We start from the raw sequence: 17809 nt of genomic DNA on the forward strand, positions 1-17809 counted from the left end.
AATATAAAAAATTACTTCTTATGAATTTTATGAAAAATTTAAGATTAAAATTCATATTAATTAAAACTTTAAGAATATCTAATGCCTTTTGGTATAAAGCCTATAGAAAATAGTTATTTTAACCTGTTATCTTTAGTAAAAAATGTTCTATATCCAAGGGTTACAAACAAGACAGTGGACACAGCGGTACTGCCTAATATAGCAAGCATTATGCCAATTTGATATTTTATTGCAGTGATAGGAAATGTTCCAGAAAGAATCTGTCCTGTCATCATTCCTGGTAGCGATACAATTCCCATAGTTAGCATGTTATTCATAGTTGGAAGTATGGCGCTGTCGAAAGCATTATTAACAATTTGTCTAGTGGCATCAAGTGGGCTTGCACCAAGCATTAACGAATTTTCTATTTCAATTCTTTTATCTTCAAAATCACTACATAGTTTATTTGCACCTAGTGCAATACCTGTCATGCTGTTACCAACAATCATACCTGAAATAGGAATAAAATATTGAGGATTGAACCATGGGCGAACACTAAGAACAACTATTATAAAGAAAGCTGCAGTCAAAAGAGCTCCAAAGGTCATTGAAATAGCAATTATACTTTTTAATTCCTTTGACATTTGAACTTTAACTCTTTTTATTGAATTATAAATTGCAAAAGAAATCATAATTATAATCATAAAAGAAGTTAACCACCAACTTGGATTATTAAATACGAACATGAGAACATAGCCCATTATAGTAAGTTGTATTGTCATTCTAGTTGAAGCAATCAATATTTGTTTTTCTCTTTTGATACCTCGTGATTTAAAAATAATAAGCATTATTAGTACAAAAACATAAGCAATTGAAAGTTGGAAGACTGATAGATTCATTACTGCATTATTCATAATAAGATTTCACAACCTCTCCATTTTCAATCCTAACTATTGAATTGTTATATTTCTGCGCTATTTGCTCTGAATGAGTGATCATTATAAGTTCCTTATTGTTTTCTAACACAAACTTTGAAAAATTATCTATTATAAATTGTTCAGTATCTTTGTCTAGTGCAGCTGAAGGCTCGTCTAACAAATATGTATCAGCATCCATTAACATTACTCTAGCTAGGCATAGTCGCTGTTTCTCTCCTCCAGAAAGGTTACCACATCCATCAGTGAGTTTTTTATTAAGTTCTACTCTTTCAAGAATTTCTTTCATTCTACTCTTTGATGCAGGAAGTTTTTTTGAAAATTCCAATCCAATTTGGAGATTGTCTTCTATATTACCACTGTAAATAACAGGAGTTTGACCTAGCATAACTACATTTCTACGTAATAATATTGTATCAATTTTAGAAATATCTTTATTATTATAAAGTATAACTCCTTCATCGGGTACGTTTAAACGGTTTAACATACGAAGTAAAGTTGTCTTTCCACTACCAGAAGGCCCTACAACACATGTAATTGGTTTATCTATATTCAGAAATTTGATATCTAATATATTTCTAAATTTTATATTTCTAATTTCAAACATATTAATTCACTTCCTCATTATATAGCGTTTGTAATCATTTCTGCACATATCATTCAAATTGATTGATGGCATAAACTTTATTATAGATAAAAAATCGCAGGCGACTGTGGTTAAGTTCCGTATTTTGCTTCGCACTCTTTAAGAATAAAAAAACCTTGTAACAATTATACCAATAATTACAAGGTTTTTCACCAAATCTATGAATTTTTAATAAGTCCAATAGCCACACCTAAAACGTTAAATTGTTGATCCTCTATAATAATTGGCTGATATTTGTCGTTCTCAGGTATAAGAGCAATTTTCCCATCAATAACTTTATAAGTCTTAAGCGTTGCTTCACCTTCAATATCAACAGCAACAATATCCTTAATACGTGGCATATTCTGCTTACTTATTACTACATAATCTCCATCATAAATATTTTTATTTATCATGGAATCACCTTTAACTTTAAGCATAAAAACATCTTTTGAAGTTCTTATCCAATCCTTTGGTAATGAGTAGCTATCCTCAATATATTCATTAATTAAAATTGGATTACCCGCTGCAATCTCATTAAATACAGGAATATTTACTACGTCGTCTACTTTTTCTTCAAAATTGTTATAATCTACATATATTTCATCTACTGATCCTGAATCTTTTATAAATCTATGAGATATATTTCTTTTTAAATCTATGTATTCTATAGACCCTAATGTAAGAGATGAACTTTGTAATAAATTCTTATTAGCCTCATTTTTTTGAATCAACTTATCACTGCTATCTACAAATCCTTCTATCTCTTCAACTTCTATTTCTTTGTAAGATTCATTCAAAGAAATACATTTTCCCTTCATATCATATCCTAAACTAGAAAAGTGGCGTCCCTTTACAAGCCAAGCATTAGGAATTGCAGTTTCAAAAGTATCCATAATAAATGTTATACTTGAATAAGATTTTTCATTATATATTGATTTAACTAATTCTAATTGAACTTTCGTAAGTTGCTGACTATTATCTATAAATATGTGAGTATAATTAATTATTGGAGCTTTTTTTGCTTCATTTAAAGCTAAAAGTTCCATGTCTTGAGCATCTACTTTATTAAGCTTTCTTAAGTTATTAGTATATTCTTCTAAAACTTCAAAGATAGCTTGTCTTTGCTTAGAGTTTCTTCTAAGAATTTTAGATATCTCAACGTTCAAATTATTAATTCTACCAACTCTATTAGCGCTTTGATATTCTTCAAGTTTTAAATAATTACATGATTTAATCCATTTAATCTCGTCTTTTATAAATTCAATATGATCTAAATTTAATATATCCGGCTTTTTCTTTTCGTATCTTTTTGACACTATACGTATTGCATCTTTAAGCTCAGCTTCACGTTCTTCAAAAGATGCCAAAGTAAGATTTATATTATTATTTTTTACATATTTGTTTAAATAATAAGAGACTAAAGAATCTATTGTGCTTATTTCTAATTTATCACTATTATCTTCATCAAAGAAGCTATTTTGATGATATTTTTCACCTTCAATATTTCTATAGACAGAATAAAAATAATCAGAATATTCTTCGTTACAAGCTGCGACAAGTATTTTATCATCCTTAGATATACAATAATTATTAAGTAGTGATGGAATCTTATGTATAAATGCAGTGGTCTTCCCAGACCCTTTTGGACCTTTTATTAATAGATGACCATTTGGCTTATTATTAATTATCTTTTTTTGTTTTTTGCCAAATTCCATATTTCTCCCCTCCTTTTTTCATTGAATTTCACTTTATAAATCGAACATGAATTCTTAATTATTTTGTAATTATACTATACTTAATAGCTGTATGTAAAGTTTAGAGAAGTAACGTAAATTTGTTTGTCGATTATCGAAAAATCTTTAATTAGCTGGTCAAACATTGTATTAATCTTATAAAATAGTTATAATAAACAAAGTAAAATAAGGCAATTTAAATATGGATATACAAACGAAAAAGGAAGGTGGCATAATGGAATCCAATATTATATTTTTTGATATTGATGGAACATTATTTAATGAAAAGACTTATACAGTCCCTAACAGTGCTAAGGCAGCTCTAAAAAAAGCACAAGAAAATGGGCATCTAATCTTCATTAATACAGGGAGAACAATTATAGGAATTGATGATTGTGTCAAAGAGCTAAATTTTGATGGTTATGTTTGTGGATGTGGAACTTACATAGAATTTAAAAATAAAGAAATACTACATAGAAATCTTGGAATAGATTTATCAAAAGAAATTGTAGCCAAGCTTCGCAAATATAATATCGATGCTATATTAGAAGGTAAGAATGACATTTATTACGATACTAATATACATTCTAAAGAAGTTCTTAGAATCAAAGAACGTCACATAAGGGAAGGATTTTATAAAGGTAAAACTTTTGATGATACTGAAATTAACTTTGATAAATTTGTAATTTGGACTAATGAAAATAGTGATTTTGAAAGCTTTCATAATGAGTTCAAAAGTTTATTTGAATTTATCCATCGTGGTGAAGGCTTTTATGAATTAGTTCCTTTAGGATTCTCTAAAGCATCAGGTATAGAATACTTAATAAATTATTTAGATATTCATCACGAAAACACATATGCTATTGGTGATAGTACAAATGATCTATCTATGCTTAAATATGTAAAAAACAGTATTGCTATGGGAAATAGTACTCCATTATTATTTGACTTAGTATCATTTGTCACAAAGGATATTGAGGATGATGGAATTAAATATGCTTTAAAACACTACAATATTATATAGAAAATTATTTATTTTTAGTTCCTCCTAAAAGAAATGTATAAAATAGCCTGTCGCTAAATATACATAGTAGAAGAAATCTTTTAGGAGGAAAATACTAGGACTTAAAAAATAAATTTATATTGGTATATAAGCAAAAAGCACCTAATAATATAAAATTTCATAGTATAATATGAAACCTTTAAAATTTAAGGAGTAGTAAAAGTGGAAAATTCAATTAAAGCTATTTGCAATACTTCAACATACTTGGATAAATATCATTCGAATACAAACTTTTCAAGTAATGATTCATTACTCGTTGGGTCCATAAACAATAGGTCACTAGGCAATAATCGCTATATTTCTTTATTAAACTTTCAACTATCTAAATTACATCCTAACGCTGTAAAGAAAGCATATTTATATTTGTTTATTCAAGATATTAAACCAGATTATAAGAATTCCTTTAGCTTTGGTATTTTAGGTAATTATAGCAATATAGATATAGCTGCTATTGATTGGTCGAGCTTGCCCAAAAAGGATTATACAAAGTTATTAAATCATATAGTACATGGATATAATATAGGACATTATTTAAAAATTAATGTTACTTCATTAATTAGATCTCTAACAACACATAACGAAAGCTATAATATATTTTTACTTCCTCAAAATCAGGATTCTAATTCAATTATTAAATTATCTTCATTCGAGTCAAAATATCCTCCATATTTAGATATAATAACATATAATACAGATTCGACAAATAATATAGATTTATCGGAAGAACTTAATATTGAAACTTATATTGAAGAACCTGTTGAAGAGAATACTTACGATGATGAGGAGACTGAGACTAATAATTCTGAGGATATTTCTGCATCAAAGGAATCTTCAAATGTTGAAAGAGATAGTGTAAAGGATCAAGAAGATGTTACATTAATTAATCATTTGCTTAATAAAGTTATGGATATCTTAGTAAATCAAGATTTGAAACTAAATTCTCTGAACTCTTACAGTGAATCTTTAGGCCAAGAAATAAACAGCCTATCAAACAAAGTTGCAGATATCGGTGATAAAATATCTTCATTAGATGAAAATTCTGCTAATTTAAAACAAAATGATATTGAAACGTTAAATATGAATATGTCATCATTAAATAATCAGCTATTGGAATTAAAAGCTCTATTACCTAATTTAAGTGTAAATATTAAGAATCTAAAAGAGACAATTAATGAATTTACTAAGACAGGGAAACTTGATTTTTCTAATTTGAACTCTATAAGCTCTCAATTATTAGAAGTATCGTCAAATTTGAATTCATTAACGAAATTGATTTGTTCCATAAAAGCTGAGCCCGTAAACTAGACTACAATAAAAAATCATTTAATATGTACTGTATAATTAAAGTTCTTGTTCAGGTAATAGTAAAGTTATTTAAGCAAGAACTTTAATTATATGCTCTATTATTGATTAACACTTGTCTATCTTTAACGAGACTTCTTAAAGGTTCTTGCTCAAACATACAGTCTTCATTAGGAATATAGTTTAGAGCCTTTTTATTAATTATATTATTTATACATGTTTTTATAATATTTTTGATAATCACCAGAGGTTACATTTTTCATCCACTCTTTATTATCCAAATACCACTTAATTGTTTGTTTTATTCCAATTTCAAAAGCAGTTTCTGGGTACCAACCTAATTCTTTTTTTATTTTATCTGGTGCTATGCCATATCTTCTATCATGTCCTTTTCTATCCTCAACATATTTTATTAAGCTTTCACTTACATTCTTATCTACATTTTCGTTAATATAAGAAATAACTGTTTTTACAATCTGTATATTGGTTCTTTCGTTATGACCACCAATATTATATATCTCTCCTACTCTTCCATTATTAATTACCATATCAATAGCTTTCACATGATCTTCTACAAAAAGCCAGTCTCTTATATTCATTCCATCTCCATAGACAGGAAGTCTCTTATGATTTAAACAATTATTTATTAATAAAGGAATTAACTTTTCTGGAAATTGAAAAGGTCCATAATTATTTGAGCACCTTGTTATATTTATTGGCATTTTGTACGTATCATAATAAGCTTTAACTATTAAATCTGCCCCTGCTTTGCTTGAAGAATATGGACTATGAGGATCTAATGGACTTGTTTCCTTAAAAAATCCTTTAGAGCCTAATGAACCATAAACTTCATCTGTTGATACTTGAAGAAATTTAACGCCTTCTTCAAATCCTTGATCATTTTCCCAAGCATTTTTTGCACAATTAAGGATATTAACAGTACCAAGTATATTTGTTTTCGCAAATACTTCAGGTTCTTTTATACTTCTATCAACATGGGATTCTGCTGCAAAATGGACAACATAATTTATATGATACTTCTTAAAAAGTATTTCAACTAATTCTTTATCACAAATATCTCCTTGAACAAATTCATATCTTTTATCATTCTCTATTGATTTAAGATTTTCTAAATTCCCTGCATAAGTTAACTTATCTAAATTTATTATATTAATATCTTCGTATTTATTTAGCATATATAAAATAAAATTTGACCCTATAAATCCAGCGCCACCTGTAACTAAATAAGTTTTCATGACTACAACTCCTTTATTTCACTTGCCTAATTTACTTATAAACGCTTCTATTGCATCTTTCCAATCTCTCATTTCATCGCCAACAGTATTTCGTAACATCATATTATCAAGAGACGAATATTTAGGCCTTTTTGCCTGAGTCTTATATTCTTCAGAAGTACAAGGTCTTACTTCACATTCTTCTCCAGATAATTTAACAATTCTTTTAGCAAATTCATACCATGTACACTCGCCATTATTAGTACAATGATATATTCCGTAACCATCTGTTTCTATTAGCTTCAAGATATGATATGCTAAATCATTAGCATAAGTGGGATTTCCCATTTGATCATTCACAACATTAATATGGTTTTTTTCTTTAGAAAGTTTCATTATTGTATAAACAAAATTACTTCCTACATAACCATAAAGCCACGCTGTTCTTACAATAAAATGCTTTGAACATAATAGCTGTACATACTGCTCTCCAAGAAATTTAGTTTTACCATATACACTAGATGGTGAAGCTAAATCATATTCTTTCAATGGCTTATGATTATTTTCATTAAACACATAATCAGTAGAAACTTGTACTAGTTTAGCGCCTATGGCGTCACAAGCTATAGCAAGATTTCTTGGTCCTATTGAGTTAACTCTAAACGCAAAATCTTCATCAATTTCGCATCTATCAACATTGGTGGCTGCAGCGCAGTTTATTACTACCTCTGGCTTTAAATAACTCAGTACCTCTTTAACCTTGACTAAATTTGTTATATCTAGCCTATCTACGTCAAAGCCAATAACTTCAGATACTTTTATACTCTCCGATATTTCTCCTATATCAGCTCTTCCGATTTTTATTATTTCAGTAATCTCTCTACCTAACTGTCCTTTTGCTCCAGTTATTAATATCTTCATTATAAAATAAGCACCTCTTTTAACTATATATTATAATCTGGATATTACCTTAAAAAATTTCATTTATTCCTACATTAACTTTATCATTTTCTGATAAAATTACCTTAATAACTTTCTATAAAAGTTATGCAACGTTTAATTAGTATCATTCCTCTTAATTCATTCCCTGTACTAAAGTGCATAAAAATCTGTACCTTTATAATTAAATATAGCTTCATCATAAAGTACTAAAAATCAATATGAAAAATCTTACGGAATATAAAATAAGCTTTATTATATAATGATATGTAAAAATTAGAGGAATGCTGCAAATATATTCGTCATTATTTTCAATTCTTTTGCTCTCCTCTAATATTCCATAGATTATAGTTATTGTATATAGGTATGGATATCATTTCATCTACAATTGCTTTTGTAGAAATCAAAACACTAACTTCAAACTTCATTTTTTCATTTGCAACAACTGGATTGCTTGTTATTGTAGCAAAAGAATTTACTACAAACTCTACTCCTTGTTGTTCTGCATAAACCGGGATATATAACCTTGCTTTCTGCATTCCTTCAATCTTTCCTTCTACAATATATTTTTCTTTATCCTTACCTTTAAACTCTACGATATATGGTATGTAAAAATTATATTGTAATATTGAATAATCTTTTCGAGTATCTACAATCGTTATATTTTTTGTTTCATTTATAACTTCACATTTTTTAAATTTAATATATTCTAGGTTCATAATTGCATCCTTATTTAAGGGTAATCTAATTGAAATTTCAGAGAAAATTATTTTTTCTTGATAAGTAGATAGCACTTTTTTTGCGATTATAGTAATACTATTTTCCTGTTTTAATTTTTCTTCTGAATCTATTAAATTAGAAAATTCATCTTGTACTTGGAGTTTACTTTTAGTTACTATCCCAATATCATATGGAAGACTATTATTTTGTTCAAAATTAAATGTATCTATAATTTTATTATTTGAAGTGTCAATTCTATCAATTACTCCTCTCCCATCATCACTTCGACTCGTTACTAAGAGTATTTTTTTATCTGGAGATAATCGAAGCCTTTGTATTTTTGGAAGCGTAGTTTTTATATTTGTTATGCATTCTTTCTTTAGCAAGTCTATAACTTCAATTCTATGTAAGCCACTATTAGCTGCATACAAAAAAGTTTCATTCTGTTCTAGAGCTGTAATTATAGAACCTATTTGTAGGCTTATATATGAAATATCTCCACTTTCAAGATTAAGTATAGAGACATTTCCTTTATAATTTCCTTTATTTGCTCCTTTGTTAGCGATATAGATACATTTCTCATTTTTTTCTATAATAATATAGTTTGGTAAAATGCCAACTTCTTTATATAGATTGATTAAATGAAAATCTGATGTATCATATACCTTAATTTCATTCTGTAAAATATCCAATACAAATAATCTTCTCTTGGATTTATCAAGTTCCAAGCAATTTGCCGCTATAAAGCCTTTCAAAGAACCAATCTTTTCACTAGTTTCTAAATTATAAATGCATACCTCTTCCGTATCGCATGCATATATCTTTTTATTATTGGAATCCACTTTTATATTACCATTATTGGGGATATTCCATGTTTTATCAGAATTAAACAAATCATGAATAAGAGTAACTTTATTATTTCTATCACTAGCTATATATATATTGTTTTTTTCGTCTATAACTATATTTTGAGGCCTTGGACCAATTTCAACTTCTTTTATAATGCGATAAGTATCACCATCAATGATAGATACTCTACCTGTGCCTATATTTGATACATAATAAATCATCTTCTCTAGTTTATCAATCATAAGTTTGCTGTCACCCCATCATTTTCTTATATTAAAATTTATGCTTTGTTCTTCGTTATTATGCAACAAAAACATGAAAAGACCTGGTTTAACCAGATCTTATTCAACTAATTCATAAGTTTCATTTTTTCCTTCTCCTAAAATCTTATACATTGCGGTTGGATAAATATTATTCTTATATAATTCTGTTTGAACAATTTCCATATCTATGTCTTTGAATTTGACTGCCTGAGTGCAGCTAATATTAATTTTATTAGGAGCACTAACTAATTTTGTTTTAATATTTCTTTTAGTTAAATGCTCATATATATATAGTGCTCTCTGATGACAAGTAAATACCATTATATAATCATACTTTTCTGCTTTCATATAAATCGCCTCTATCTGGTGTTATCCTAATATTATTTATAAGATATTTCTACCTTATTGTATGTTCTAAAATTTTAGAAGTGATTCTATATTCCACTTGGTTTCTTTCTTAATAAACGTTCCATAATAGATTGATTCCTTTCAAATTCAAGGTCTTCATATAATTTATTCTTTTCTTCATTTATTGTCATGACTTTCTGTCTAATTATTAGATTTTCATTTTCAAGTTCTAATAATTTTTTTTCTATACTTATCCTAATATCTTTTTCTTTTAGTAATTGATCTTTTGCATCATTCAACTGTTTTTTTGCATCATCCAGCTGCTTTTTTGTATCATCAAATTCCTTTTGAAGATTTTGTTGTAACTCTATAAATACATTATAATTCTCATCTGTCTTACGTTTTTGTTCTAATATTATTGCAATTCTCTCTTCATAATCATCCATGAATCTTTGTTTTTTTTGCAATTGCATATTTAATGAATCAATTTTCCTATCCAAATTTTTCTTTTCTAACTTCACTTTAGATAATTCGAGTTTTAAATTTTGAATTTCCTCATTTTCATTAAATGAAATTTCATTATTAACTTGATTCGTCTCATGTTTCAATGAATTATTCATAGTAAATCTATTTGGAATATATAGATTTAAATCCGGTTCATCTGTTCCGTAAGTCTCTAGTAATTTAACGGAATTATCTCTGTTATAATGCATAAAACAATGGTATCTCATTACTGTAAATTCATTACCTTTATCAAAATATATAGGGCTTTCCCATTGCTCATTATTAAAAAATGAATAAAATATCTTATTTTGTTCTATCCAACAGGCACATAATTCGTTATTTCCAATAAATAATATTGGATCGATTAAGTTCATATTACTTTCACGGACTCTGTAAACTTGTATATTACCACTAATATCTATACAAACGTGATCAATAAAATACAATAAATCTTCTCTAGATTTGTTTAATATATGAACATCCTGTTGTTGGTCCCTTAACACTTCAAAAGATATATCATCTCCTTGAATCCCATAAAGTCTTTTAGCAGAAGACCATTTACGATTTTCAAAGTTACAATAGTTTAGTGAGACTTCATCTCCTTCATCTGTGATGAAAAATACTTCAAGGCCACTTTGTTCATTTGTGTTTACTAAATAATATTCCTTTAAGTTAGGTACCAAGACGATATCTTGCAGCGAGAAAAATTTCGTCTCTTTTCCATTCCAGGCGCAATGCATTAACACACCGTGATCACTGCCATCATTGCTTATGAGCAAAAAAAATATATGCATTTCTTCTCCAATAATTTCAATCTTTAAATGCTCTATTTGAAACTCATCAAAATCCATTTGATATAGAGTTTTTCCGACCCAATGTTTATCCTTCATTGTGCAATATTTCAATTCACCCTTAATATTGCTGTATACTATATGTATTCTCTCATCCCCCTCAACATAAACAGCAAACCCCAATACTTCATTATTAATCAAATTTTCTTTAGTCCATTTTCCTTCTTCATACATAATTTTATAACACAATTCTTTATTATCATTTCGGAAAAATTTCCATATGTTATCAGTATAATCAACATATATACTATTCATGCCACTCCCTCCTTAATAAAATTATATTTTTAATAGAAGTTTATTATGCTTTTTTGTAAAACTTATTTTAATTTAACTTTTATTATCACCAGCATAATGTAATTTCATATAATGTATTGTAAATGTTGAATAGACTTATATTCAATATACTTTTTGAAGAGGAGGAAAATATATGCCCATTAACTTCAAGAAATTTTCGCCACGTCCTGGCCTTGTAAATAAACAAGGACATTTACCAGATCCTTCTGAATTAGTTTGCATTGAAGTACCAAAGATTTTTGATCAATGCCTAATAAAAAGATGTCTTGTATATGGCGATGGTCCTGACACAAATACAACAGATTCTGAATTAAGAAGCAATCCACTAACAGATCCTAAAAGATATATTGGTAGTAGAGATTTTAATTTAACATTAATTTCTGTGGATAAGATTCCACTTGCAGGCAGACCTGGCTTCAAAAAAATAGTTATTTCCTATAGAATTTCTTTCTATGCAGATTATATAGATGCAAATGGTGTAAATCAAAGCGAACTGTTCGAAGTTAATAGAACCGATGTAATAGGAAAATTTTATTGCCCTGAGTCTATAGCTCAAATTTCTGCTAGCTTTGTTCCTGTTCAAGATGCAGCTGATTTGGATTCTAATATAATAAAACTTGAAATGGTTGCCCAAGCTTTGGCAGGTGAATTATTAGAAGATGAAGAAGGAAACGACGTTTTAGATATAACTTTAGGTTACTATATTGTTGTAAAATGTGAGCTTATTGTTCAACTTCTTATACCAGCTTATGATTATTGCCCTGTTCCAAAAGAACCATGTGAAGAGGAACCAGAGGAAGACCCATGTGAGAGATTTGAAAAGGCTCCAATTCCTAAATTCTATCCTGATCAAAACTTAGAGCCATTATTCTCAGACGGTGATGATAATGATCAATAGTATGATTAACATTATAATTACAAGGATTATTAGAATTTCTGTAGATAAATAGATTGAGGTCTTTTACTAAAAATAGATATAAAGATGTGATGGTATCCTTTTATTGAATTATTATATTCAATTATAAAATTCAAGTATTATCATCACCTTCTTTGATAAAGTTCATATATTATAGTAGAAGAACCAAAGAATTCTAAATTATCCATATAGAAATTTTTATAAAAATTTATCTAAATTAAAAGGAGGATTCTATTTATGAATTCAATGTCAAAATATCATGATGATCATGATGATTGCAGGAAAGAAAAAGATTTATGTCCAACTATTATAAGATGTAGTACACCGGGTGCAGTAACGCTCCCTCCTGCTACTGTTTTAGGAACAGCTTTTCCTCTTACCGCTCTTTCTTTAAACACTTCTCGCTTAAAGAATGCTTGCGTAAAATTAGAATTTGCAAGTAATTTAGTTGCTACAGTTGCATTTACAGGAACTATAAATTTCCAAGTATTTAAACAATGCAGAGGTCAATCTACTCCAGTTCCTGTTGGACCTGCATTCACATTTAATTTAGTAGCACTATTAGCATCTGAAACATTCTCTTTCTTTGTTTGTGACTGTGGCGATTGTTGTTCAGATGACTGCTGCACTTATAGTGTAATTGCAACTGTTACTAGTGCAGTTACTGTTGGTACTTTAAGTATAAATAACGCAACTCTTGGTGCAATAGCAACATGTGGAACAATATGCTAGTAATAATTAATTAAAGATCAGTAAGTGCTATGGACTTTGGATTGAGAGGGACGCTTATTTAGTGTCCCTGATCTCAGTAAAGCCTAAATTGCTTAAGTCTTTAGATTTAGATGTAATTTGGATATTGAATTTTATTCAATATTTTATAAAATCTAATATAAATTATTCTTTAATTAGTTGTAAAATCTAGAATTAAAAATAGTTTAAACTCGAGGTTAATGCCTTGAGTTTTTCTATATAAAAAAATAGGAGGAACTATGAAAAAATATTTTACTTTATATTGGCCTGGACTTCAAAATTTTCATCTTACAAAAGATGTAGGTTTAATCCCTTATGTCTTTCAAAAGCATTTAAATTATGAGGTTTCTATTTTATGTGGCAAAAATGAAGAACATTATGATGAAGTATTTACAAAAAACATTACTCTTAATTTTATGGACGACGAAGCTTCAGTGACATCCTTATTGCAAAAAACAGATATCCTTATGTTTATTGGCTTATATGATTTTAATTTAAATATGATAGAAAGATTTAAATCAGTAAATCCCAATGGCAATATTTACTTAAAACTAGATTTAAATAGATATTGGCTAAATAGAATAACTTTTAATGATCGAAGCATTAATTTGTTAAGTAATAACAGTTTGGTTTCCGTGGAATCGAAAAATCTAAAAAAAATAATTGATACTGACTGGCCTATAAAGGTTGAGCATATACCTAATGGATTTTATGATTTTTTTGATAGTCCATTGATAAATTACAAGGATAAGGAAAATATCATATTAACAGTTGGCAGGCTAGGTTCTTATGAAAAAGCTACTGAAATTATAATGGAAGCCTTTAAAATAGCGTCAGAAAAACTTCCTGACTGGAAATTAAAATTAGTAGGCCCCATTGAACCCGGCTTTAATGAATATATTAATAACTACTTGTATAAGTACTATCCTAAGTTACAAGGCAGAGTTATTTTTACAGGCCCTATTTATGATAGAAAGTTACTCATGGAAGAATACAAGAAGTCAAAAGTATTTTGTTTGACTTCAAGGGTTGAGGCTTTTGCTCAAGTGTTTGGTGAAGCTGCTTTTAATGGAAATTATATTATATCCTCTGATGTAGAGGGAGCAATAGATATTACAGATGATAAAAAATATGGGGATATATTTCAAATAAATAACTTTGAGGAACTTTCAAAGAAATTGATTTCAACATGCTCAAACGAAAAGCTACTTGAACAGGTGTGCAATGATATTCAAATTAATACAAGAGATAATTTTGAGTGGATAAAAATATGCGAAAAAATAAACTCTTTCTTTTAGAATATGGCAAAATCAAGAGATTTTAAACTCTATTTTTCACGCTTTTTGTTAATTTTCATAAAATACAATGAAGCACTAGTATGATTTTAAGTATGGTTGTTTATAAATAAACAATTACTATATTAATCTATTACAGGAGATATTAAAATAATGTTTCAAAACAAAAAAACTTCAATAATAATACTAACCTATAATAATATTAATTATAATCAAATATGCCTTGAAAGTATAAGAAAATATACTACTTTAGGTACTTATGAAATAATCATTGTAGATAACAATTCTAGTGATGGAACTAGAGAATGGCTTAAAGAACAAACTGATATTAAACTCATTTTAAATGATGAGAACTTGGGCTTTCCAAAAGGCTGTAATCTTGGAATAAATGCAGCTGAAAAAGATAACAATATTTTAGTTTTAAACAATGATACAAAAGCTACACCAAGATGGCTTGATAACCTTAAAGCCTGTCTATACAGCAATGAAAAAATTGGTGCTGTGGCCTCAATTACTAATAATTGTTCCAACTATCAGGCAATAAATGTTCCATATACAGATATAGAAGATATGATCAATTTTGCAGACAAAAACAATATCTCTAATTCAGAGATGTGGGAAGAAAAATCCAGATTGGTAGCCTTCTGCATGTTAATTAAAAGAGAAGTTATTAATAAAGTCGGAACCTTTGATGAGAGGTTTACTCCTGGAAATTTTGAAGATGATGATTTATGCATGAGGATTGTGGAGGCTGGATATAAACTCATGGTTTGTAATGATAGTTTCATACACCATTTTGGAAGCACATCTTTTAAGAGTGATTATGCTAAATTTAATAACATTCTAAAAACAAATGCTCATAAGTTTGAAGAAAAATGGGGCTTCAATTCTAATTCAGAAAGTTTATTAAAGTTTGATATTATAAACCGTATAAATGAACCAATAGAAAAAAAATTGAATATTCTTGAATTTAATTGTGGTCTGGGGTCTACCCTGCTTAAATTAAAATATATGTATCCTAATGCAATGCTGTATGGTATAGAACAAAATAGAAATGTATCCAAAATATGTGAAAAAATAATAGAAACAATGACTGGGGATTTTGAAGAAAACTATACTATGAACTTCAAAGAAAGCAAAACCAACTTTTTTGATTATATAATTATTGGGAATAAACTTCAATTTAGTAAGGATCCATGGAAATTACTAACTGAGTTAAAAAAATATTTAAAGCCTGATGGATATATAATCGCCACAATACCAAATTTAATGCATTATTCTGTTATAAAAGGTTTATTAAAGGGAACTTTTATCTATAATCACGATTCCATATTAAATCCAAAGTGCACAAAATTTTTCACATTACCAGATATACAAAAAATATTCGAGGAATGTGGATATATAAATCCATATATATTTCATTACTCTAGAGAAATATCACAAGAAGATGATAATTTTTTAGATCAAATATGTGATATTGTTGGAAGTAATATGAAAGGCTTTTTTATATCCTACCAGTATGTAGCTAAGTTTCAAAACAATACTTTTATAGATACTCAAATCTGAATTCAGACTTATGTGGTATCTTACCGAAACAATAAATATTTCTGTAACCCCAAGGGTCATAACAATCCGGAAGACTATGGAAACATAGCTGAAATCCCTAAGTTGCAAGTTGTATCCAATTTAGCATGTCACCGCTTTTTGCGTTACAAGCTAAATTGGAAATTTTCACACAAATTCTATTTCTATTTTTTCATTTTTTTTAGTGTTATATACCTCGATTATCATTTGCTTAAAATCTTATGCATAACTCTTCCCTCTCATTCAGACACACCTCTCTTACTTTAATTATAATTTATTTCAGGAATGTGTCCATAAAACTATACTAGAATCAATACATAGAAAAATATTTATATAGAAATATATATTTATAGGTATCTAGTTTTATATAAACATATTTTACTATTTAAATATAAAAATATATAAATATTTATAGGAAACATGCGGGTTTAAAAACTATGAAAATTTAAAGCACTTATTTTTAAGTATATTTAATCTAAGAAAATTATAGATTAAACTGTCCATATATAACACTTATAAAATAAAAGTGATAATAATAATCTGAATATTATAGTCATTTATCATAATTGTAGCAGCTTTAATGATTTAACATATATTATATTAGACAACTATAATAATAGTTAAGTCATTTGAAAACAAAAGAAAATTAAGGAGATGACACAATGCCTAGTGTAATTATTAGCCCAATTGCCGATGCATATATATCATTGTTAAATCCAAACACGAACTTTGGATTTTCAAGTCTTTTATTTACAGGAAGATTTGTTCAACCTAATGACCTATTTAGAAGTTTATTAAAATTTGATTTAACTGGTTCTGTTCCATCCGGAAGTTCTATAGCAAATGCTTCTTTAAATTTATTTGTTTTTAGAAAAGATCTTCCTGATGCTGTTTTGTCTCCACAGACTGTCAGCGTATTTACAAATGCAAGCGACTTTTCTGAAAATACAGTTACGTGGAATAATGCACCGGCAATAAATCCGACAATTTATTCTATAAATGTAACTGATGCAGATATTGGTATGTATATAAGTATTGATATAACTAATTTAGTAATAGATTGGGCAAACAACCCAGCAACAAATTTTGGTGTAACATTAACTGGTATTGAAAATGTAATTGATACAATTATAGGTTACTTCTCAAAAGAGTGGGCAGTTGAAACACAAAGACCATTCCTTAGCATAGAATTCTCATCTGGAGGAACTGGCGCTACTGGTGCTACAGGCCCTACCGGACCTACCGGACCTACTGGACCTACTGGACCTACTGGTGCCACTGGAGAAACTGGACCTGCAGGAAATACTGGCAGCGCAGTTACTGGCGCCACCGGACCTACAGGTGATACTGGTGTAACTGGACCTACAGGAGATACTGGCGTTACTGGACCTACAGGTGATACTGGCGTTACTGGACCTACAGGCGATACTGGTGTAACCGGACCTACAGGAGATACTGGTGTAACCGGACCTACTGGAGATACTGGTGTAACCGGACCTACAGGTGATACTGGTGTAACCGGACCTACAGGAGATACTGGCGTTACTGGACCTACAGGTGATACTGGTGTAACCGGACCTACAGGTGATACTGGTGTAACCGGACCTACAGGTGATACTGG

15 protein-coding genes are annotated in these 17809 nt (G+C 28.7%); 7 read left to right on the forward strand and 8 right to left on the reverse strand.

What is annotated here, in order from left to right:
* Positions 1–113: 113 nt before the first annotated feature.
* The 3 genes from fetB to lexA all read right to left on the reverse strand — a co-directional run bounded on the left by fetB (position 114) and on the right by lexA (position 3257).
* A complete protein-coding gene (gene fetB, locus L3B96_RS23030) occupies positions 114–893 on the reverse strand; it encodes an iron export ABC transporter permease subunit FetB (protein WP_012058784.1) in 780 nt (259 codons plus the stop codon).
* On the reverse strand, positions 886–1521 hold the full coding sequence (locus L3B96_RS23035) for an ATP-binding cassette domain-containing protein (RefSeq protein ID WP_017211592.1): 636 nt from the start codon (positions 1519–1521) through the stop codon (positions 886–888). The genes fetB and L3B96_RS23035 overlap by 8 nt, the downstream gene beginning before the upstream one ends.
* A gap of 197 nt (positions 1522–1718) precedes the next feature.
* Positions 1719–3257, reverse strand: coding sequence for a transcriptional repressor LexA (gene lexA, locus L3B96_RS23040; RefSeq protein WP_238948682.1), 1539 nt, complete (start codon positions 3255–3257; stop codon positions 1719–1721).
* A gap of 253 nt (positions 3258–3510) precedes the next feature.
* Here lexA and L3B96_RS23045 point away from each other — a divergent pair, with 253 nt between their 5' ends.
* Both L3B96_RS23045 and L3B96_RS23050 read left to right on the forward strand, forming a co-directional pair.
* A complete protein-coding gene (locus L3B96_RS23045) occupies positions 3511–4299 on the forward strand; it encodes a Cof-type HAD-IIB family hydrolase (protein WP_012058787.1) in 789 nt (262 codons plus the stop codon).
* Between the two features lie 201 nt (positions 4300–4500).
* Positions 4501–5643 (forward strand): DNRLRE domain-containing protein, encoded by a 1143-nt coding sequence (locus L3B96_RS23050; RefSeq protein WP_238948683.1) that lies wholly within the window; start codon positions 4501–4503, stop codon positions 5641–5643.
* A gap of 203 nt (positions 5644–5846) precedes the next feature.
* Here L3B96_RS23050 and rfbB read toward each other — a convergent pair whose 3' ends face one another.
* From rfbB to L3B96_RS23075, 5 genes are all read right to left on the reverse strand, one after another.
* The gene (gene rfbB, locus L3B96_RS23055; RefSeq protein ID WP_238948684.1) at positions 5847–6896 is read right to left on the reverse strand and encodes a dTDP-glucose 4,6-dehydratase; all 1050 of its coding nucleotides are present in this window, start codon (positions 6894–6896) and stop codon (positions 5847–5849) included.
* 18 nt (positions 6897–6914) lie between these two features.
* Entirely contained in the window at positions 6915–7796 is an 882-nt protein-coding gene (gene rfbD, locus L3B96_RS23060; RefSeq protein ID WP_238948685.1) for a dTDP-4-dehydrorhamnose reductase, read from the reverse strand.
* A 329-nt stretch (positions 7797–8125) separates the two neighbouring features.
* Entirely contained in the window at positions 8126–9625 is a 1500-nt protein-coding gene (locus tag L3B96_RS23065; RefSeq protein ID WP_238901040.1) for a hypothetical protein, read from the reverse strand.
* Positions 9626–9724: 99 nt separating this feature from the next.
* Entirely contained in the window at positions 9725–9994 is a 270-nt protein-coding gene (locus L3B96_RS23070) for a DUF3343 domain-containing protein (protein ID WP_012058792.1), read from the reverse strand.
* 86 nt (positions 9995–10080) lie between these two features.
* Positions 10081–11604, reverse strand: coding sequence for a hypothetical protein (locus L3B96_RS23075; RefSeq protein ID WP_238948686.1), 1524 nt, complete (start codon positions 11602–11604; stop codon positions 10081–10083).
* 172 nt (positions 11605–11776) lie between these two features.
* Between L3B96_RS23075 and L3B96_RS23080 the strand changes: the two genes are divergently transcribed.
* The 5 genes from L3B96_RS23080 to L3B96_RS23100 form a co-directional block, all read left to right on the forward strand.
* The gene (locus L3B96_RS23080) at positions 11777–12541 is read left to right on the forward strand and encodes a hypothetical protein (protein ID WP_017211583.1); all 765 of its coding nucleotides are present in this window, start codon (positions 11777–11779) and stop codon (positions 12539–12541) included.
* Positions 12542–12796: 255 nt separating this feature from the next.
* The gene (locus L3B96_RS23085) at positions 12797–13291 is read left to right on the forward strand and encodes a DUF4489 domain-containing protein (protein WP_017211582.1); all 495 of its coding nucleotides are present in this window, start codon (positions 12797–12799) and stop codon (positions 13289–13291) included.
* A 257-nt stretch (positions 13292–13548) separates the two neighbouring features.
* Entirely contained in the window at positions 13549–14607 is a 1059-nt protein-coding gene (locus tag L3B96_RS23090) for a glycosyltransferase (protein WP_238948687.1), read from the forward strand.
* A 150-nt stretch (positions 14608–14757) separates the two neighbouring features.
* A complete protein-coding gene (locus L3B96_RS23095; RefSeq protein ID WP_238948688.1) occupies positions 14758–16170 on the forward strand; it encodes a glycosyltransferase in 1413 nt (470 codons plus the stop codon).
* 680 nt (positions 16171–16850) lie between these two features.
* On the forward strand, positions 16851–17809 hold a 959-nt coding region (locus L3B96_RS23100), incomplete at its 3' end, for a DNRLRE domain-containing protein (protein WP_238948689.1).

This window comes from Clostridium sp. YIM B02569, from assembly GCF_022320765.1.
GTDB lineage: Bacteria > Bacillota > Clostridia > Clostridiales > Clostridiaceae > Clostridium > Clostridium beijerinckii.